The 18524-nt window shown below is 68.0% G+C and carries 20 protein-coding genes; 16 read left to right on the top strand and 4 right to left on the bottom strand.

From position 1 onward, the window contains the following. Positions 1–40: 40 nt before the first annotated feature. Entirely contained in the window at positions 41–1075 is a 1035-nt protein-coding gene (locus tag ACYVN4_RS27230) for an HAD family hydrolase (protein ID WP_460724851.1), read from the bottom strand. Between the two features lie 101 nt (positions 1076–1176). On the opposite strand from ACYVN4_RS27230, the gene ACYVN4_RS27225 reads away from it, so the two are divergent. From ACYVN4_RS27225 to ACYVN4_RS27205, 5 genes are all read left to right on the top strand, one after another. Next, the gene (locus ACYVN4_RS27225; protein WP_460724850.1) at positions 1177–1437 is read left to right on the top strand and encodes a glutaredoxin family protein; all 261 of its coding nucleotides are present in this window, start codon (positions 1177–1179) and stop codon (positions 1435–1437) included. Between the two features lie 329 nt (positions 1438–1766). Beyond that, positions 1767–2585 carry a redox-sensing transcriptional repressor Rex gene (locus ACYVN4_RS27220; RefSeq protein ID WP_460724849.1) on the top strand — a complete coding sequence of 273 codons (819 nt, stop codon included), beginning with the start codon at positions 1767–1769 and terminating at the stop codon, positions 2583–2585. Further along, positions 2582–3982, top strand: a complete 1401-nt coding sequence (locus tag ACYVN4_RS27215; RefSeq protein WP_460724848.1) for a glutamyl-tRNA reductase — start codon at positions 2582–2584, stop codon at positions 3980–3982. The genes ACYVN4_RS27220 and ACYVN4_RS27215 overlap by 4 nt, the downstream gene beginning before the upstream one ends. Positions 3983–3990: 8 nt before the next feature. Next, positions 3991–5019, top strand: a complete 1029-nt coding sequence (hemC, locus tag ACYVN4_RS27210) for a hydroxymethylbilane synthase (RefSeq protein WP_460724975.1) — start codon at positions 3991–3993, stop codon at positions 5017–5019. After that, positions 5016–6578: a bifunctional uroporphyrinogen-III C-methyltransferase/uroporphyrinogen-III synthase gene (locus ACYVN4_RS27205; RefSeq protein WP_460724847.1), complete on the top strand. Its 1563-nt coding sequence runs from the start codon at positions 5016–5018 to the stop codon at positions 6576–6578. Before hemC ends, ACYVN4_RS27205 begins: the two co-directional genes overlap by 4 nt. A 232-nt stretch (positions 6579–6810) precedes the next feature. Here the strand turns inward: ACYVN4_RS27205 and ACYVN4_RS27200 are convergent, their stop codons facing one another. Beyond that, complete coding sequence (locus ACYVN4_RS27200) at positions 6811–7194, bottom strand: hypothetical protein (RefSeq protein ID WP_460724846.1); 384 nt, start codon at positions 7192–7194, stop codon at positions 6811–6813. A gap of 122 nt (positions 7195–7316) precedes the next feature. Between ACYVN4_RS27200 and hemB the strand changes: the two genes are divergently transcribed. The 5 genes from hemB to ACYVN4_RS27175 all read left to right on the top strand — a co-directional run bounded on the left by hemB (position 7317) and on the right by ACYVN4_RS27175 (position 10205). Further along, the gene (gene hemB, locus ACYVN4_RS27195; protein ID WP_460724845.1) at positions 7317–8294 is read left to right on the top strand and encodes a porphobilinogen synthase; all 978 of its coding nucleotides are present in this window, start codon (positions 7317–7319) and stop codon (positions 8292–8294) included. 22 nt (positions 8295–8316) lie between these two features. Beyond that, positions 8317–8829 (top strand): hypothetical protein, encoded by a 513-nt coding sequence (locus ACYVN4_RS27190; protein WP_460724844.1) that lies wholly within the window; start codon positions 8317–8319, stop codon positions 8827–8829. A gap of 278 nt (positions 8830–9107) precedes the next feature. Further along, complete coding sequence (locus ACYVN4_RS27185; protein WP_460724843.1) at positions 9108–9623, top strand: hypothetical protein; 516 nt, start codon at positions 9108–9110, stop codon at positions 9621–9623. After that, positions 9623–9859, top strand: coding sequence for a hypothetical protein (locus tag ACYVN4_RS27180; protein ID WP_460724842.1), 237 nt, complete (start codon positions 9623–9625; stop codon positions 9857–9859). The genes ACYVN4_RS27185 and ACYVN4_RS27180 overlap by 1 nt, the downstream gene beginning before the upstream one ends. 124 nt (positions 9860–9983) lie before the next feature. Next, positions 9984–10205, top strand: coding sequence for a hypothetical protein (locus ACYVN4_RS27175; protein WP_460724841.1), 222 nt, complete (start codon positions 9984–9986; stop codon positions 10203–10205). 67 nt (positions 10206–10272) lie between these two features. Here the strand turns inward: ACYVN4_RS27175 and ACYVN4_RS27170 are convergent, their stop codons facing one another. Beyond that, positions 10273–10659 carry a hypothetical protein gene (locus ACYVN4_RS27170; protein WP_460724840.1) on the bottom strand — a complete coding sequence of 129 codons (387 nt, stop codon included), beginning with the start codon at positions 10657–10659 and terminating at the stop codon, positions 10273–10275. A 249-nt stretch (positions 10660–10908) separates the two neighbouring features. On the opposite strand from ACYVN4_RS27170, the gene hemL reads away from it, so the two are divergent. From hemL to ccsB, 6 genes are all read left to right on the top strand, one after another. Continuing rightward, the gene (gene hemL / locus ACYVN4_RS27165; RefSeq protein ID WP_460724839.1) at positions 10909–12246 is read left to right on the top strand and encodes a glutamate-1-semialdehyde 2,1-aminomutase; all 1338 of its coding nucleotides are present in this window, start codon (positions 10909–10911) and stop codon (positions 12244–12246) included. Between the two features lie 800 nt (positions 12247–13046). Beyond that, the gene (locus ACYVN4_RS27160) at positions 13047–13646 is read left to right on the top strand and encodes a histidine phosphatase family protein (RefSeq protein WP_460724974.1); all 600 of its coding nucleotides are present in this window, start codon (positions 13047–13049) and stop codon (positions 13644–13646) included. After that, positions 13643–14281: a TlpA disulfide reductase family protein gene (locus ACYVN4_RS27155; protein ID WP_460724838.1), complete on the top strand. Its 639-nt coding sequence runs from the start codon at positions 13643–13645 to the stop codon at positions 14279–14281. Before ACYVN4_RS27160 ends, ACYVN4_RS27155 begins: the two co-directional genes overlap by 4 nt. 5 nt (positions 14282–14286) lie before the next feature. Further along, entirely contained in the window at positions 14287–15111 is an 825-nt protein-coding gene (locus ACYVN4_RS27150) for a cytochrome c biogenesis CcdA family protein (RefSeq protein ID WP_460724973.1), read from the top strand. After that, entirely contained in the window at positions 15111–16730 is a 1620-nt protein-coding gene (resB, locus tag ACYVN4_RS27145) for a cytochrome c biogenesis protein ResB (RefSeq protein ID WP_460724837.1), read from the top strand. The genes ACYVN4_RS27150 and resB overlap by 1 nt, the downstream gene beginning before the upstream one ends. After that, complete coding sequence (ccsB, locus tag ACYVN4_RS27140; protein WP_460724836.1) at positions 16730–17716, top strand: c-type cytochrome biogenesis protein CcsB; 987 nt, start codon at positions 16730–16732, stop codon at positions 17714–17716. Before resB ends, ccsB begins: the two co-directional genes overlap by 1 nt. A gap of 45 nt (positions 17717–17761) precedes the next feature. Here the strand turns inward: ccsB and ACYVN4_RS27135 are convergent, their stop codons facing one another. Next, the gene (locus tag ACYVN4_RS27135) at positions 17762–18244 is read right to left on the bottom strand and encodes a hypothetical protein (protein ID WP_460724835.1); all 483 of its coding nucleotides are present in this window, start codon (positions 18242–18244) and stop codon (positions 17762–17764) included. Positions 18245–18524: the final 280 nt, after the last annotated feature.

Genomic DNA, 18524 nt, shown 5'->3' with positions numbered 1-18524 from the left:
GGTCCAATTGGACCGGGCCACTTCGTTTTTCGACCGTGTTCTAACTCGCCTTGGCTTCGCGTTTGCGGGACAGCACCGCCGCCGCCGCGCCTCCGGCCGCGCCGAGCGCGAGTGCCGTCGGCACACCGACTTTCGCGGCCTTGCGGCCGGTGCGGAAGTCACGGATCTCCCAGCCGCGGTTCTTGGCGACCTCGCGCAGATCCGCGTCCGGGTTGATGGCCACCGCGGTGCCGACCAGCGAGAGCATGGGCACGTCGTTGTGACTGTCCGAATAAGCGGTGCAGCGCTTGAGGTTCAGGCCCTCGCGAATGGCCAGCGTGCGCACGGCGTGCGCCTTGCCCAGCCCGTGCAGGATGTCACCGACCAGACGGCCGGTGAAGATGCCGTCCTCGCTCTCTGCGACCGTGCCCAGCGCACCGGTCAGCCCGAGCCGTTTGGCGATCACCTGCGCCAGCTCGACCGGGGTCGCGGTCACCAGCCACACCTGCTGGCCCGCGTCCAGATGCATCTGCGCCAGCGCGCGGGTGCCGGGCCAGATCTTGTCGGCGATGATCTCGTCGTAGATCTCCTCGCCGAGCGCGGCGAGTTCGGCGGTCGGGCGGCCGGCGATGAACGACAGCGCCTTCTCCTTGCCCGACGCCATATCCGAGTGGCTCTCCTTGCCGGTCACCCGGAATTTGACCTGCTTCCAGGCCATATCGACCAGGTCGGAGGTCTTGAAGTATTTGCGGGTCGCCAGGCCACGGGCGAAATGCACGATCGACGCGCCCTGCACCATGGTGTTGTCGACATCGAAGAAGGCCGCGGCGGTGAGGTCGCGGGCGATCGCGTGGGTCGGCGTGTCGCTGTCGTCCCGCAGGGCCAGTTCGGCGTCGTGCAGGGCGAGGGCGGCGTCGGCGCTGGCCTCACCGGCCAGGTTGGCGCGCACCTCTTCCTCGCTCGGACCGAAGGGGCTGCGGGTGATGCGATTGAACTGATCCTGCAGGTCGGCCAGGCCCTGACCCCAGCGCGGCGCGAACTCGCCGAAGCGTCCCGCGATGAATCCCGCCCCCGGCTCTTTCGAACGTTCCGGCACCAGTACCTCCGCCTGTTAATGCGACAAGTCAACAGTAACGCCCGGGGGTGACCGCAACGTAGACGCTGATCGACATATCGGGAAGTTGTTAGATGGTGGCTATGAGCGATTCGCCACATGCAGTGACTCTGTTGACCCGAAGTGGTTGTGGACTGTGCGGTACGGCACTCGAACAATTGCGTCCGATCTGCGCGGAGTTCGGCATCGAGGTTGCGACCGTGGACGTCGACGCGGTCGCCGCGACCGATCCGGGCCTGCGCGCCGAATATGGGGACCGGCTGCCCGTGGTGCTGCTGGACGGTCGTGAGCACAGCTATTTCGATGTCGACGAACCTCGTCTACGCGCCGACCTCGCGAAATAGGGTCCGATAGGGGTCTGCGCGAATACGGGTCGTGGGGTTCTGCAACCCGAACCCCCTTCCCCGCCCCCTCCGGTGTGTTGCGTGGCGGGTTCGCGCCGATGAGGGTTGAATGAACGCGGGGCCGGAGCCCATCGCAAAGTGACTGAATTCACCGACTTTGTGCAGGGCTTCACAAGCGGTTACGGTGGTGGCACGCAACCCGCGTTCAGCGGAAGCGACCCCCTGAACCTGACTCGACCTCGCCTGCAAGGACCGCGATGGTCTCCCGGCGTCGGGTCGACAAAAGAACCCGGACACTCACCCCCGGCCGGACGAGGAGCGCAAGCGACGTGACAGAGCAGCACGAGACGCCGTCGACTGGCGTCTCCAAGGCTCTGCAGAAGGACATCCCGCAGGCCACGGTGGCCCGGCTGGCTACGTACCTTCGCGTGCTCGCCGTACTCGCCGACGACGGTGTAGCCATCGTATCGAGTGAGGAACTGGCTGTCGCGGCGGGTGTCGGTTCGGCGAAGTTGCGCAAGGATCTTTCTTTCCTCGGGCCCAATGGCGTTCGGGGTGTCGGCTATGACGTGATCAAGCTGCGCGACCGCATCGAGGATGTGCTCGGCCTGTCCGAGGGACACCGGGTGGTGCTGGTCGGAGCGGGTCATCTGGGCCGGGCGCTGGTCGGTTACGGCGGTTTCCGCCGCCGCGGTTTCGCCATGGTCGGGCTCTTCGACAACGATCCCGCGGTGATCGGCACGGTGGTGTGCGGACTGGTCGTTCGCGACGTGGCCGAATTGGCCGATGCCGTGGCCACTCTGGAGCCCACCATCGCCGTCGTCACCGTGCCGGACACCGCCGCGCAGGGCGTCTGCGATCTGCTGGTGGCCGCCGGTGTGCAGTGCATTCTGAGTTTCTCGGCGCTGGCGCTGGACGCGCCGCCGAGCGTGGAAGTACGGCGGGTGGATCTCGCGGTGGAGATGCAGCTGCTGTCGTTCGAGCGGGCCCGCAATGCGGAATCGGCCGCCGAGGAAGCGATGAGCGCGGCCGCGTCGGGCGCCGCGAGCGTGGCCGCCGCAGATGCCGTGATGTCCACCCCGATTCGACGGGTGGCGACGATTCAGACCGCGGACACAACCAGCAAGGGAGCGGTGGTCCAGCCATGAGTGTGCTTCTCGTCGGGATCTCGCATCGCAGTGCACCGGTTTCGGTGCTCGAGAAGATCGCCATCACCGAGACCGACCGGCCGAAGCTGACCGACAAGATGCTGGCCTCGAGCCACGTGTCGGAGGCGATGATCGTCTCCACCTGCAACCGCATCGAGGTCTACGCGGTCGTCGACGCCTTCCACCCGGCGCTGGGTGAGATCGGCGAATTGCTCACCAAGCATTCGGGTCTGCCGCTGCCGGAGCTCACCAAGCATGCGTACGTGCGGTACGCGGAGGCCGCGGCCGAGCACCTGTTCGCGGTGGCCTCCGGCCTGGATTCGATGGTGATCGGCGAGCAGCAGATCCTCAGCCAGATCCGGGCCGCCTACTCCGCGTCCGACGCGCAGCAGGCGTCCGGGCGCACCCTGCACGAGCTGGCCCAGCACGCGCTGCGAGTCGGTAAGCGAGTGCATTCGGAGACCGGGATCGACCGCGCGGGTGCGTCGGTGGTGTCGGTGGCGCTGGATCGCGCACGCGCGGTGCAGGGTCCGCTGGCCGGACGCACCGCGCTGGTACTGGGTGCGGGCGCGATGGGCGGGCTCTCGGTGGCGCAACTCGCGCGCGGCGGGGCCGCCAAGATCCTGGTGGTGAACAGGACGCTGGAAAAGGCGCAGCGCCTGGCCAATACGGCGACCGCCATGCACGGTGTGGCGGCCGAGGCGATGGAGTTCGACCGCCTGAACGAGGCGATGGCCGCCGCGGATGTGGTGGTCACCTGTACCGGCGCGGTCGGCACCGTGGTGACCCTCGCGGACGTGCATCACGCGCTGTCGGCCAAGGCCGGAACCGCCTCCGCGACGCGTGAACTGGTGATCTGCGACCTGGGCCTGCCCCGCGACGTGGACCACGCGGTGGCCGGGCTGCCCGGCGTCACCGTGATCGACATGGAGACGCTGCAGCGCGATCCGTCGGCCGGCGCGGCCGCCGACGACACCGCCGCCGCGCGCACCATCGTTGCCGACGAACTGTCCAAATACCTTGCCGGACAGCGCATGGCCGAGGTCACCCCGACCGTCGCCGCGCTGCGGCAGATGGCCGCCGACGTGGTCGAGGCCGAACTGCTACGCCTGGATTCCCGACTACCGGGACTGGAATCCACCGAACGCGAGGAAGTGGCCCGTACCGTGCGACGGGTGGTCGACAAGCTGCTGCACGCGCCGACCGTGCGGGTCAAGCAGCTGGCGTCCACGCCGGGCGGCGACAGCTACGCCGAGGCGCTGCGCGAGCTTTTCGAACTCAAACCCGGTGCGGCACAAGCGGTTGCCGCGCCGATGGAGATCTCCGCCCTGCAGGGCGAACTGGCGGACGATTTCACCGCCGCCCACCCGGGTGAGGAACAGGGGCTGACCGCATGACCGGAGCGATGGTGCACGAGAACGACACAACAGTCCGCGGAACAGTGGACGCGCCCTGGCGCATCGGAACCCGCGGCAGCCTGCTGGCCCTCACCCAGGCCGGTCATGTGCGCGACGCCCTGATCGCCAACGGTCAGCAGGCCGAGCTGGTGATCGTGAAGACCGCCGGTGACCAGAACGCCACCGATCCGGTGTCGAAGATCGGTGTCGGTGTGTTCACCGCCGCGCTGCGCGAGGAATTGGCCGCGGGCGCCGTCGATATCGCGGTGCACTCGTACAAGGATCTGCCGACCGCGCAGGACCCGCTGTTCAATATCGCGGCGATTCCGCCCCGCCAGGATCCGCGTGACGCGCTCGTCGCCCGCGACGGTCTGGTGCTGGGCGAGCTGCCGGTGGGTGCGAAGGTCGGTACTTCCGCTCCGCGCCGGGGCGCGCAGTTGAAGGCGCTGGGTCTCGGCATCGAGATCGTGCCGCTGCGTGGCAATCTCGACACCCGCATTTCCAAGGTCGTCAACGGTGACCTGGATGCCGTCGTGGTGGCGCGGGCCGGACTGGCCCGCATCGACCGCCTGGACGCCGTCACCGAATCCCTCGAACCGGTGCAGATGCTGCCCGCTCCCGCGCAGGGCGCGCTGGCGGTCGAATGCCGCAGCGAGGACACCGAACTCGTGACCATCCTGTCGGCTCTCGATGACGCCGGTACCCGTGCCGCGATCACCGCGGAGCGGAGCCTGCTGGCCGAACTGGAGGCCGGCTGCACCGCACCGATCGGTGCGCTGGCCGAGGTCGTCGAATCGCTCGACGATGACGGCCGGGTGGTGGAGGAACTGTCGCTGCGCGCCTGCGCGGCGGCGATCGATGGCTCGGATGTGATCCGGGCTTCAGTGGTCGGCCCAGTGGCGGATGCCGAGAAACTGGGTCGCGCACTGGCGCGTGAGCTCTTGGAGCTGGGGGCGCGCGAACTGCTCAGCGTGACAGAGGAATCCGCTGAGACCGACGACGACCGCAATCCCAGCCCAATGGAGAACCAAGGATGAGCCGAGTGACGAAGAAGAATCCCGGTCGGATCCTTTTCGTGGGGTCCGGGCCCGGCGATCCGGCGCTGCTCACCGTGCGTGCTCGGGAGGTGATCGGCCGGGCGACGCTGGCGTTCACCGATCCCGATGTCGACAAGGGCGTGCTCGCCCTGATCGGCAGCGCGGTCGAGGAGGATCCGGACGGTACCCGTCCCGTCGACGTGCGCCCCGCGCTGGGCGACGCCGCCGAGGTGGCGAAGACCCTGATCACCGAGGCGCGCAATGGATCCGACGTGGTGCGTCTGGTGTCCGGCGACCCGATGACCACCGATTCGGTCATCCAGGAGATCAACGCCGTCACCCGCTCGCACCTGAACTTCGAGGTGCTGCCGGGCCTTTCGGCCGGCAGCACCGTGCCCGCCTACGCGGGTATCGAATTGGGCTCGAGCCACTCCGAGGTGGATGTGCGCGGCGAGGTGGACTGGGCGGCCGTGGCGGCCGCGCCGGGTCCGCTGGTGCTGCACGCCACCTCCGGGCATCTGGCCGAGACCGCTTCCGCGCTGGTGGAACACGGTATGGCGCCGCAGACGCCGGTCGCGGTGACCGTGCGCGGCACCACCCGGCAGCAGCGCACCATCGATGCCACGCTGGCGACGCTGAACAACGCCGCTTCCGAACTGGTCGGGCCGCTGGTGGTCACGGTCGGTAAGGAAGTGGAGCGGCGCGCCAAGACTTCCTGGTGGGAGTCGCGGGCCCTCTACGGCTGGACCGTACTGGTGCCGCGCACGAAGGAGCAGGCCGGTGAGATGAGCGAGAAGCTCGTCAACCACGGTGCCATCCCCATGGAGGTCCCGACCATCGCGGTCGAGCCGCCGCGCAGCCCCGCGCAGATGGAGCGTGCGGTCAAGGGTCTGGTCGACGGCCGCTACCAGTGGGTGGTGTTCACCTCCACCAACGCGGTGCGCGCGGTGTGGGAGAAGTTCGGCGAATTCGGCCTGGACGCCCGTGCTTTCAGCGGCGTGAAGATCGCCTGCGTCGGCGAGGCCACCGCGGAGAAGGTGCGCTCCTTCGGCATCAACCCCGAGCTGGTGCCGTCGGGTGAGCAGTCCTCCGAGGGCCTGCTGGCCGACTTCCCGCCCTACGACGACGTTTTCGACCCGGTCAACCGGGTGCTGCTGCCGCGCGCGGACATCGCCACCGAGACCCTCGCCGAGGGTCTGCGCGACCGCGGCTGGGAGATCGACGACGTCACCGCGTACCGCACCGTCCGTGCTTCCCCGCCGCCCGCGGAGACCCGCGAGATGATCAAGACCGGCGGTTTCGACGCGGTCCTGTTCACCTCGTCCTCCACGGTCCGCAACCTGGTCGGCATCGCGGGCAAGCCGCACGCCCGCACCATCGTGGCGTGCATCGGCCCGAAGACCGCCGAGACGGCCATCGAATTCGGCCTGCGCGTAGACGTACAGCCCGAAATCGCCCAGGTCGGCCCCCTCGTCGAGGCCCTCGCCGAGCACGCCGCCCACCTCCGCGCCGAGGGCCTGCTGCCCCCGCCCCGCAAGAAGAGCCGCCGCAGCCGCTGAGCCTCGGCTCGGCACCACGGGCTCAGGCTCGAGACAACGGCCGCACCGGGCCCCGCATCACGGCGATGCGGGGCCCGGTGCCGTTCCCGGGGATGCCCCTGGAAGTTCCGGCGTTCCGGATCGAGCCGGAATGCCTAGGCTGAGTTCGGGATTCGATCTCCGCAGACCGATGCCCGCGGTGGAGGCTCTCCGACGTCCTCTTGTGCGGTCGTCGGAGGGCCTCCCTCCTTGTTCAGCGCTGGGCCGCCATCAGCCGCCGCACCATGCGGCAGGTGGCGTCCGAGGGCCAATGCACGCCCACCACTTCGGCTGTCTCGCGGATCTTCTCGTTGGTGGCCTGGTCCGGGCTGAAAGCTCCGGAGTCCAACAGCGCGATGGCCAGGCGCATCGCCTTCAGGCGGCGATTGTGCGAGATGTACCACGAGCGCGGACGGCCCGCGGGCAGCGGCTGCTTGGCCAGCGGCATCCACGGATGATCGATCGTCTCCCCCTTCTTCGGCACTCCGCCCTGGTTCCTCTTGTCGGACATGCTGGTAACAGCTGCGAGCACGACCATTCCTCCCGTCGCGATCCGAGCCCGCGCCGCCTGTTCGAACGGCGCGATCTCATCGAACACATCTTCGATTCTACCCGGGACCGCCGACAAAAACCGCTGCTCACAATGACTTTCAAGGTCACGCTCGACCGGCCCGACCGGGCGCGCGCACCCGGTGCGCGGGGCGGGCATATCATGCGGGTATGACCGGAATGGACCGCCCTCGGCGGTTGCGCCGCACTCCCGCCATGCGTCGGCTCGTCGCCGAGACCAGCCTGGAGCCGCGGCATCTGATTCTGCCCATGTTCGTCGCGGACGGACTCGACGAGGCACGCGAAATCTCTTCCATGCCAGGCGTTTACCAGCACACCATGGATTCGCTGCGCAAGGCCGCCGTGGAGGCGGTGACGGCGGGCGTCGGCGGGCTCATGCTGTTCGGGGTGCCGAAGGCGGAGGACAAGGACGCGATCGGCAGCGGGGCCAGCGATCCCGACGGGATTCTGAATCGCGGGCTGCGGGCGCTGGTGCACGAGGTCGGCGGGTCGACGGTCGTGATGGCCGACACCTGCCTCGACGAGTTCACCGATCACGGGCATTGCGGCGTGCTCGACGCGAACGGCGCGGTCGACAATGACGCCACCCTGACCCGCTATGTGGAAATGGCGCTGGCGCAGGCGGAAACCGGGGCCGATCTGCTCGGCACCAGCGGCATGATGGACGGTCAGGTGGGCGCGATCCGCGACGGCTTGGACGCCGCCGGGTACGCCGACACCGGCATCCTCGCCTACGCGGCCAAGTACGCCTCGGCCTTCTACGGCCCGTTCCGGGAGGCCGTCGGTTCCTCGCTGCAGGGCGATCGCCGCACCTACCAACAGGATCCGGCCAACCGCCGCGAGGCGATTCGCGAGCTGGAACTGGATCTCATGGAGGGCGCGGACATCGTCATGGTCAAGCCCGCCATGTCGTATCTGGATATCCTGCGCGAGGTCGCCGACCGCTCCACCGTGCCGGTGGCGGCCTATCAGATCTCCGGCGAGTACGCGATGATCACCGCGGCCGCGCAGAACGGCTGGATCGATCGCAAGGGCGCGATCCTGGAATCGCTGCTGGGCATCCGCCGGGCGGGCGCGGACATGGTGCTCACCTACTGGGCCACCGAAGCCGCGCACTGGCTGGCGTGAGCCGGATCGAGTAGCTGTAGACGTGAATCCGATGGTCCCGCCGGGCATTTCGCGCCCGGCTCCGGAAGACGTGCGCACCGCCGGTCAACTCTGGTATGCGGCCCTCGGGGTTGGGGTGGTGCAGTTGATCGCCACCCTGATCGCACAGTTCGGGCAGCGGCAGGAACTGGCGCAGCAGATGTTCGACCTGGTGAAGGCGCAACAGCCGACCGTGACGCTGTCGCAGGTGCAGGCCATGACGACGATCGTGTTCGTGCTGGTGGCGCTGTTCTGGCTGGTGCTCACCGGCATCGGGGTGGCGGTGGTGTATCAGCTGAGCCGTGGAAAGAACTGGGCGCGTGCGCTTCTCGCCGGATTCGGGATCTTCCTGGTGATCGGCGCGGTGAGCACGCTGTTCGGATTCGGTGGCAAGGGCGGGGTGGCCGGACTGGTCGCGGGCGGCGCCGGAATCGTGCAGGCGGTACTGGCCGGCGGAGCCGTATTCCTTTGCTACCGTGCCGAATCCGAGGCTTTCTTCCGTCCCCCACCCCAGTAGGTACTCCCGAGTTTGTTACGGGCGTACTAACGGGTAAGGTGAGGGCAGTCACACGGAATTTCGGGAACCGGCAGCCGTCCGCCATACGTTGTGTTATGGCGCATCGGGCTCCGGGAAGGCGGAGGCAACGATGCGAGTGGTGATCCAGCAGCCGCACAGCCTGCGGCGCGATGTGTTGGTGCTGAGTCTGCTGTTCCTCTTCGGACTGCTCACCCTCGCCGTGCTGTTGATTCCGGGCCTGGCCCGCTGATCGATCCCGCAGTCTTTACGCTCGACCCATGAGTGAGTCCATCGACGCCCTCGGGGCCGTGCTGTTCTCCGAACCCGGCGCGCGCTTTCGGACCATCGCCTACGGGCCCGCGCTGTGCGCGATCATTCTGCTGGTCGAGGTGATGCGCGGCGGCGCCATTCACTGGTTCGGGTTGCTCTTCTGCGGGCTGCTTTTGGCCGGATTCGTCTGGTTGCAGGTGGTGGCCGGCAAGCGACACATCAGCGTCGAGCTGACCGCGGACAGTCTGCGCGAGGGCACCGAGACGGTGCCGCTGCGCGACATTGCCGAGGTACTGCCGGAGGATGACGAGGAGTCCTGGGATTATGAGGACTGGCAGTCGGCGCGGGCACTGGGTGAATTGAGCGGAGTGCCGCGGCGGCGCAAGGGAATCGGGTTGAAGCTCACCGACGGTCGGCTGGTGCAGGCCTGGGCGCGCGACCACGTCACCTTGCGGGCCGAGTTGGCGGCCGCGCTGGAGCGGTCGAACGGTGGAACGGTCGAGGAGAAGAAGGAGGCGCAGTGATGCGGTGGCTGACCGTGTTCGCCGAATTCGTGCTCGTACCGCTGCTGGTGGTGGCGGCGGTGTGGTGCTGGCGCAATGGCATTCAGACCACCGTGTTCCAGCCGCAGGGTGATGTCCCGCAGTACAACGCCACGCGATACGCGGGGCCGTGGCTGGCCGTCGGCGCGGTCGCGGCGATCGGCGCCGGGTTGCTGCTGATCGATGTGCTGGCGCGGGCGTTCCGCCGGGCGCGCTGACTTTTCGTCGACCGCGCGCTATTCGCCGGGCACGCCGCCTGTTTCGCCGCGACACACCGTTGCCGGGGGTGCGAAGTCGGGTTTTGTCTTGGTGGGGCCGGGGTAAGCGCGGAACATGATGGGCATGAAGCGCACAGATCTCGTGAAACGCACCGCCGCCGCGGTGCTGGTGACCGGGGTTGTCGGCGCTGTGGCCGCGGCTCCGGCCGTAGCTTCGGCGGATGCCGTCCCGGATTTCCGGTCGCAACCCGCATCGACGTCCTGGCAGGACCTACTACCGCCACAACTGGATTGCCTGCTGTCCACCGGATGGGCGGCCTTCTGCCTGGGGATTCCGCTCTCGTAGCGGACCGTGTCACAGGGCTGGTGGCGGCGCGACCGCAGACCGTGCCGCCGTCACTCCCGGCCGTTGGTCACTGACCCCAGTTCTGGTAAATATCCAGCACCCGTCCGCCGCGCGACCCCGGAGCGTTGAAGAAGACCACCACGTTGCCGTCCGGGTGATCGCCCGCCTCCATGATCACCTGACGCAGTGAGGCATGCACGCCGCCCTTGTCGTCCTTGTGGATCGTGGTGTCGGGCTGCAGTCCGGCGCCCATCCGGCTCAAAGGCACGAACATGCTGATCACCGCGGGTAATGGGCCATCCGCGATGGCGACGGTCTCGTCGTGCGACAACGCCACACCGACTCGGCCCTGATCGATCTGCGCCACCGGAACCCCGGCGGACGCCGTACCTCCCGCGGCCACGATTCCGGCCGCGACCGCTGCGATTCCAACCCCGAACAGAACGACTCTCATCCGTCTCGCCCTCTCGCTGAAGCCGCCACCTGCGTCGAGACATTACGCATCGGCAATCCAGTAGCGAATAACGTTGTCCGAAACTCACTCCGGCGTGTTGCGCTCGGCGCGTCCAGGGGGATGACGGGGTTGCCTCCGGGATGCGGAGTTCACCTCGAGGTGCGAGTATGGCGGGTTCGGCTGTGGGAGAGGCCACTCGACTACACCCTGTCGTCGACGGAGCCGGGGGCGGCTGAGAGACTGGGTGCCGTGAGTTCTTCTCCGCGTGTGAGCCAGGTGTCGGTCCCGGTCTCAGCTCAACTTTTCGAACGCGCCGCGGCGGTCATTCCGGGCGGCGTGAATTCGCCGGTGCGGGCGTTCAACTCCGTGGGCGGGACGCCGCGATTCATCGCGTCCGCGCGCGGCTGCACGCTGACCGATGCCGACGGCAACGAGTACGTGGACCTGGTGTGTTCCTGGGGCCCGATGATTCTCGGCCACGCCCACCCGGCCGTGGTCGAAGCCGTGCAGCGGGCCGCCGTCGGCGGGCTGTCCTTCGGCGCGCCGACCGAGGCGGAAATCGAACTCGCCGAGGCCATCGCGGGCCGGGTCGCACCGGTCGACCGGGTGCGGCTGGTGAACTCCGGCACCGAGGCCACCATGAGCGCGGTCCGACTGGCGCGCGGCTTCACCGGGCGCAGCAAGATCGTGAAGTTCAGCGGCTGCTACCACGGGCACGTGGACGCGTTGCTGGCCGACGCCGGTTCGGGTGTCGCCACCCTCGGTCTGCCGACCTCGCCGGGTGTCACCGGCGCGCAGGCGGCCGACACCATCGTGCTGCCCTACAACGATCTCGAGGCCTTGGCCGCCGCGTTCGCGGCGAATCCGGGCCAGATCGCCTGTGTCATCACCGAGGCCGCGGCGGGCAATATGGGCGCGGTCGCGCCGGTCCCCGGCTTCAACGCGGGGCTGCGCAAGCTCACCACCGAGCACGGCGCGCTGCTCATCATGGACGAGGTCATGACCGGATTCCGGGTGAGCCACTCGGGCTGGTTCGGCATCGACGGGGTGGCCGGTGACCTCTACACCTTCGGCAAGGTGATGAGCGGTGGCCTACCGGCCGCCGCGTTCGGCGGGCGTGCCGAGATCATGAATCACCTGGCCCCGCTGGGCCCGGTCTATCAGGCGGGCACGCTGTCGGGGAACCCGGTCGCGGTGGCCGCGGGCCTGGCCACTCTGCGCACCGCCGACGAGCAGGTCTACGCGACGCTGAACAAGAACGCCGAACGGCTCGGCGGTCTGCTGACGGACGCGTTGAGCGCCGAAGGCGTGCGGCACCGGGTGCAATTCGCGGGCAATATGGTGAGCGTGTTCTTCGCCGAGAACCCGGTCACGGACTATGCCGCCGCCAAGGCGGCCGAAACCTGGCGTTTCCCAGCCTTCTTCCACGCGCTGCTGGATGCCGGTGTGTATGCGCCGCCGAGCGCCTTCGAAGCCTGGTTCGTCTCCGCCGCCCTCGACGAGGACGCGTTCGATCGCATCGCCGCCGCCCTCCCCGCCGCCGCGCGCGCCGCGGCGGCCGCCACCCCCGAAGGATCCGCCGCGTGAGCTCCGCCCACCCCGACTCCGGCCTACCCGCACCCGCCCCCCACGAGGCCCCCCTCTCCGCCGCCGAGGCCAACCGCCTGCTGGACTCCATCCGCCAGGCCGAACACGACCTGGCCGTCACCGGCGAACACATCGCCGTCTCCCCGACCGCCGAATCCACCACCGCCACACCGGAATCCGACAATTCCGGCGAGGTGTTGGAGGCTGACGTCCCCGCCGATGCCGTCGAGCAGGTCTTCGAGGCGGCTGTGTCGGCCGCCGAGGAATTCGCCGCGCCGACTGCCGAAAAGGCCGTCGTAGCCGCGGACGAGTATCCCGCGGCGGTCACCATCGACGCCGTGGTCGGGTCCGCCGCCGAGGTGTCGGCCGAATCTGCCGCTCCGGCAAGTGAATCCGGCGAATCCGGCGTGATCGGCGCGGTGCCGGGGCAGTTCGCGGCCGAGGTGGCCGGGCACGGGAACGATGGTGTGGTTGTGGGCTCCGCGGCCGAGGTGTTCGCGGCCGTCGCCACAGCCGCCGATGAATTCGTCGCTGGTGAAGGCGATTCCGAGCATGCCGCGCGGGTGTCGGAGTTCGTCGAGTCCGCCGCGTTCGTGGCCGAAGTAGTGGTCGAGATCGATCCCGCCGATGAGGGTTCCACCGAACCCGCGGCTGACGTGGCTGCTGACGAGGTTCGGACCGACGAAGTCGCGGTGGTCGAGGTCGAGGAAGCCGTGGCGGCGGATGAGCCCATCGTCGCCGCCAGCGGGTTGATTCTGCCCGGGGATGTGGTCTCGGATGCCGAGACGATCGTGCATGTCATGCGGCACGGTGAAGTCCACAATCCCAAGGGGATTCTGTACGGCCGCCTGTCCGGTTTCGGGTTGTCGGTGACGGGGCGGGCGCAGGCGCAGACGGTGGCGCGGTCGCTGGCCGACCACGACATCGCGCTGGTGGTGGCCTCGCCGTTGCAGCGTGCGCAGGAGACCGCGGAGCCGATCGCGCTCGGGCACGGGCTGAGCATTCGGACCGACGAGAATCTGATCGAGGCGGGCAATACCTTCGAGGGCCTGCGGGTTTCGCCGAAGGCGCTGCGTAAGCCCCGGCACTGGTTGAAGCTGCGCGACCCGTTCACCCCGTCGTGGGGTGAGCCGTATCTGCAGATCGCGCACCGCATGTTGGCCGCGGTGAACAAGGCGCGGGTGGAGGCCGCCGGTCGCGAGGCCGTGCTGGTGTCGCATCAGCTGCCGGTGTGGACGCTGCGTCGTTTCCTGCAGGGGCAGCGGCTGTGGCACGATCCGCGCAATCGGCAGTGCTCGCTGGCGTCCCTGACTTCGCTTGTCTACCAGGGCGATACGTTGATCGACATCGTGTACTCGGAGCCGGCCGGTGCGTCGGATCCCGCGGTGACCGGAGCATGAGACCCGCCATCGCGTCCCACCCGCACGTCGCGCGCCCCCTGCGGCGTGCGGCGGCGTTGCTCGCGGGCCTGTGCGTGGCCGCCGTGCTTGCCGGATGCACGACGGCGGGCAAGGATGCGGTGGCGCAGGGCGGCACCTTCGACTTCGTCTCGCCGGGCGGTAAGACCGAGATCTTCTACGATCCGCCGTCCTCGCGCGGCACCATCGGCAAGCTGTCGGGCCCGGATCTGATGCACGATGGCAAGACCACCTCGGTCGAGGATTTCCCGGGCAAGGTCGTCGTCATCAATATCTGGGGCCAGTGGTGTGGCCCGTGCCGCGCGGAAGCTCCCGCGCTGGAACAGGTTTACGACGCGAGCAAGGACAAGGGCGTCGCCTTCCTGGGCATCAATGTCCGCGACAATCAGAAGGACAAGGCCCAGGATTTCGTGACCGACAACAAGGTCGGTTACCCCTCGATCTACGACCCGTCCATGCGCAGCCTGCTCGCGCTCGGCGGCAAGTTCCCGACCAGCGTCATCCCCACCACCATCGTGCTGGACAAGCAGCATCGGGTGGCGGCCGTCTTCCTGCGTGCGCTGCTGGCGCAGGATCTGCAGCCGGTGGTCGACAAGCTGGCGCAGGAGCAGTCGTGAACCAGGTGACCGTGCTTGCCAGCGTGGGTGATTCGTTCCAGCAGACCGCCGCGACCGGCCCGCTGCTGCTGGCCCTGGGCGCCTGCCTGCTGGCCGGTCTGGTGTCGTTCGCCTCGCCGTGCGTGGTGCCGCTGGTGCCCGGCTACCTGTCGTATCTGGCGGGTGTGGTCGGCGCGGAGGCCCCGCCGGTGACGGTGGAATCGGCCAAGAGCGCCAAAACCGCCGTGGCCAACCGCAATTCCGCGCGCCTGCGGGTGGCGGGTGCGGCGGGCCTGTTCGTGGCCGGTTTCACCGTGGTGTTCGTGCTGGCCTCGGCCACCGTGTTCGGTGCGATCCAGGCCCTGAACGTGAATCGTGATCTGCTGCAACGCATCGGCGGCGTGGTGACCATCGTGATGGGCCTGGCGTTCATCGGCCTCATCCCCGCCCTGCAGCGCGACACCCGCATGGAGCCGCGCCGACTGAGCGGTCTGATCGGAGCCCCGTTGCTGGGCGCGGTTTTCGCGCTCGGCTGGACGCCGTGCCTGGGCCCGACCCTGTCGGGTGTGATGGCCGTGTCGGCGGGCACCGACGGCACCACCGCCGCCCGCGGCGTCGCCCTGATCGTGGCCTACTGCCTGGGTCTGGGGCTGCCGTTCGTGATCCTGGCCTTCGGTTCGGCGACCGCATTGCGCGGCGTCGGCTGGCTGCGCCGTAATTCCCGCACCATTCAGGTGATTGGCGGTCTGCTCTTGGTGGCCGTCGGTATCGCCCTGGTGACCGGGGCGTGGGACCAGTTCGTTTCCTGGGTCCGCGACGCCTTCGTCTCGAATGTGACCCTGCCGATCTGATGACTGCCACCATCGAAACCCCCAGCGCCCCCACCCATCCGCCGCGGCAATCACCGCCGCACCGCGTGCTCGCCCTGCTGCGCAACGGCTGGCGCGGACTGACCAGCATGCGCACCGCGTTGATGCTGCTGTTCCTGCTGGCCCTGGCCGCGATCCCGGGCGCGCTACTGCCGCAGCGCAGCCTGAATGCGGGCAAGGTCGACGACTACATCCGCAATCGCTCGACCCTGGGCCCGTGGATGGACCGGCTGCAACTGTTCGACGTGTTCTCCAGTTTCTGGTTCACGGCCGTCTATGTGCTGCTGTTCGTTTCGCTGGTGGGCTGCATCATGCCGCGCTGCCTGGATCATTACCGGGCGTTGCGGACGCCGCCGGTCAAGGCGCCGCGCAACCTGTCGCGGCTGCCGCACCACTGGTCGGGCGCCGACGCCGCGAGCCCGGACGAGGTGATCGATCGGGCGCTGTCACAGATGCGCGGCTGGCGCACGGTCGTGCAGCCGGGCAGTCGTGAAGGGGAAGTGACCCTTTCGGCGGAGAAGGGCTACACCCGCGAGCTCGGCAATCTGGTCTTCCATCTGGCGCTGGTGTGTCTGCTGGCGTCGGTGGCGCTGGGCAAGCTCTTCGGTTACGAGGGCAATGTCGTGGTGCTCGCCAATGACGGCCCGGGTTTCTGCACCACCTCGCCCGCGGTGTTCGACTCGTTCCGCGCGGGCAATGTCAACGACGGCACCGGGCTGACCCCGTTGTGCGTGCGGGTCAAGGACTTCAAGGCCGATTACCTGTCCAATGGTCAGGCGGCCATGTTCACCTCGAACATCCAGTACCAGACCGGCAAGGATCTGGACTCCGGTACCTGGCGTGACACCAGCATTTCGGTGAACCATCCGCTGCGTGTCGCCGGTGACCGGGTGTACCTGCAGGGCCACGGTTTTGCGCCCAAGTTCACGGTGACCTTCCCGAACGGGCAGACGCGCACCGAGGCCATTCAGTGGAAGCCGGACGACGCCACCACCTTCCTGTCCTCGGGTGTGCTGCGCATCGATCCGCCGGGCGGTATGTACCCGAACGAGGATGAGCGGCGTAAGCATCAGGTCGCCATCCAGGGTCTGTTCGCGCCGACCGCGCTGATGCACGGTTCGCTGCTGACCTCCATGTATCCGGCGATGCGGGATCCGGCCGTGGCGGTCGACATCTATCAGGGCGATACCGGTCTGGACACCGGGCGCGCGCAGTCGCTGTTCTCGCTGGATCCGGAGATGATCAAGCAGGGTCGCCTGGTCAAGGAGCAGCGGGTGAACCTGAAGCCGGGGGAGACCTCGACCCTGTCCGACGGCACCAAGGTGACCTTCGACGGCGCGGAAGAGTTTGTGAACCTGCAGGTTTCGCACGATCCGGCGCAGCAGTGGGTGCTGGTGTCGGCGCTGACCATGATGGCGGGCCTGCTGGTGTCGCTGCTGGTGAAGCGCCGCCGCATCTGGTTGCGCGTGTACCCGTCGCCCGAAACCGATGGTGTACGACATACTGTAGTAGAAATGGGCGGATTGGCCCGCACCGACCAGGCCGGGTGGGGCGGCGAATTCGACCGCCTGCGTGAGCGGCTGCTGACGGGAGACAAGTAATGCCGATCGACGAGAACATCGCCTCCTACAGCGATCTCGCGTTCAAGTCGGCCATCGTGATCTACGCGCTGGTCTGGATCATGCTGGTCTGGCAGTTCGCCCTCACCCGCACGGTGCCGGTCGTCGCCCGCCAATTGGTCACCGTCGGTGGCGGATCCGACCCCGTCGACGAGCCGCCCGCCAACGTCCCCGGCAAGGTGACGCCGCGCGGCGAGCAGCGCCCGTTCCCGGAGCGCCTGGGCAACATGGCCTTCGCGGTCCTGTTCGTCGGCTTCGGCGTGCACGCGGCCTCGATCGTCTTGCGCGGCTTCGCCACCCACCGCTTCCCGCTCGGCAACATGTTCGAGTTCATCTCGATGGCCACGGCCGCCGCCGTGGGCTTGGGGCTGATCCTGCTGCGCGATCAGCGCTACCGAGCCATGTGGTCGTTCCTGCTCGTCCCCGTGCTGATCCTGCTGTTCCTGGCAGGCACCAAACTCCACGTAGACGCCGCCCCCGTGGTTCCGGCCCTCAAGTCCTACTGGCTCCCGGTCCACGTCACCGTCGTCTCCATCGGCTCCGGCGTCTTCCTGGTCTCCGGCGTAGCCAGCCTGCTGTTCCTGTTCCGCCTCTGGCAGCCCGCAGGCGCGGAAGCCGACAACATCTTCGGCCAGCTCGCCCGCCGCCTCCCTGACGCTCAACTCCTCGACCGCCTCGCCTACCGCACCACCATCATCGGCTTCCCCATCTTCGGCATCGGCGTCATCCTCGGCGCCATCTGGGCCGAAGCCGCCTGGGGCCGCTTCTGGGGCTGGGACCCGAAGGAAACCTGCTCCTTCATCGCCTGGGTCCTCTACGCGGCCTACCTCCACGCCCGAGCCACCTCCGGCTGGCGAGACACCAAGGCCGCCTGGATCAACATCGCCGGCTTCGTCGCAATGCTCTTCAACCTCTTCATCATCAACATCGTCGTCAGCGGCCTGCACTCCTACGCAGGCCTGAACTGACCCGAGGTTCGGCCCACAGCGGGCCGAACCTCGTTGCTGAGCGGCCTATTTGGCCGAGAGGCTGCTCAGCAGGCCTCCGATGATCGGGATGGAGGAGGCGCTTCCGGTCGACGCGGGGGCGGCGACGACGGCAATGTTGGTGATGATGGCCGAGATGTATTGCGAGTTGCCGTTGAGGTCTTCCTCGAGCCAGATCTGGTGAGTACCGGCGGTTTTCGGTGTCCACGCGGTGGAGCCCGACCAGTTCGATACCGGCGTCTTCGTCGTGCTGTTCAGTGTATTACCGGTGACGTCCTGGTCGATCAGAACAAAGGTCGCGTTCGTCAGGACCGGGATCGTCGAGGTGTACGTATAGCTTTGGCCGACTGTGAAATTGCTCCCGGCGAGGGTGGCGTTGTTGCTGGTCATGTCGGCCGCCGCGGACGGCGCTGTGAGTGCTGGAGCGGCAATCACCGCGGCGACGGCCGCCGACGTGATGAGCCCCGAGAAGCCGGTAGCCAACCCACGCTTGACCCGTGTTGCGTTCAAGAGAATCCCTCCCAAGTGTCGAACAGTCCCCGTATCGGGGAGCTGACGCAGGCTAACAGGAGTCTGAAACGCATGTCAGTCAGTTGAGATAGCCTGTTTCAGTCCCCTTGCTTGCCGCCAAGGATGTTGTCGCGTCCTGGACGCCGACCGCGCCTGGTCAGGTGATGATCAGTGCATGGCCCAGCGGCTCGTATGCGGGCCAGGCGCCTTTCGGTGAGAACGGGCCCGCGGGGACCCCGGCACTGTGGTGCCGGGGTTTTCGTGTTTTTCGGGGGGATCT

This window comes from Nocardia heshunensis (assembly GCF_054782115.1).
This window is presented reverse-complemented; position numbering and strand designations above follow the sequence as displayed.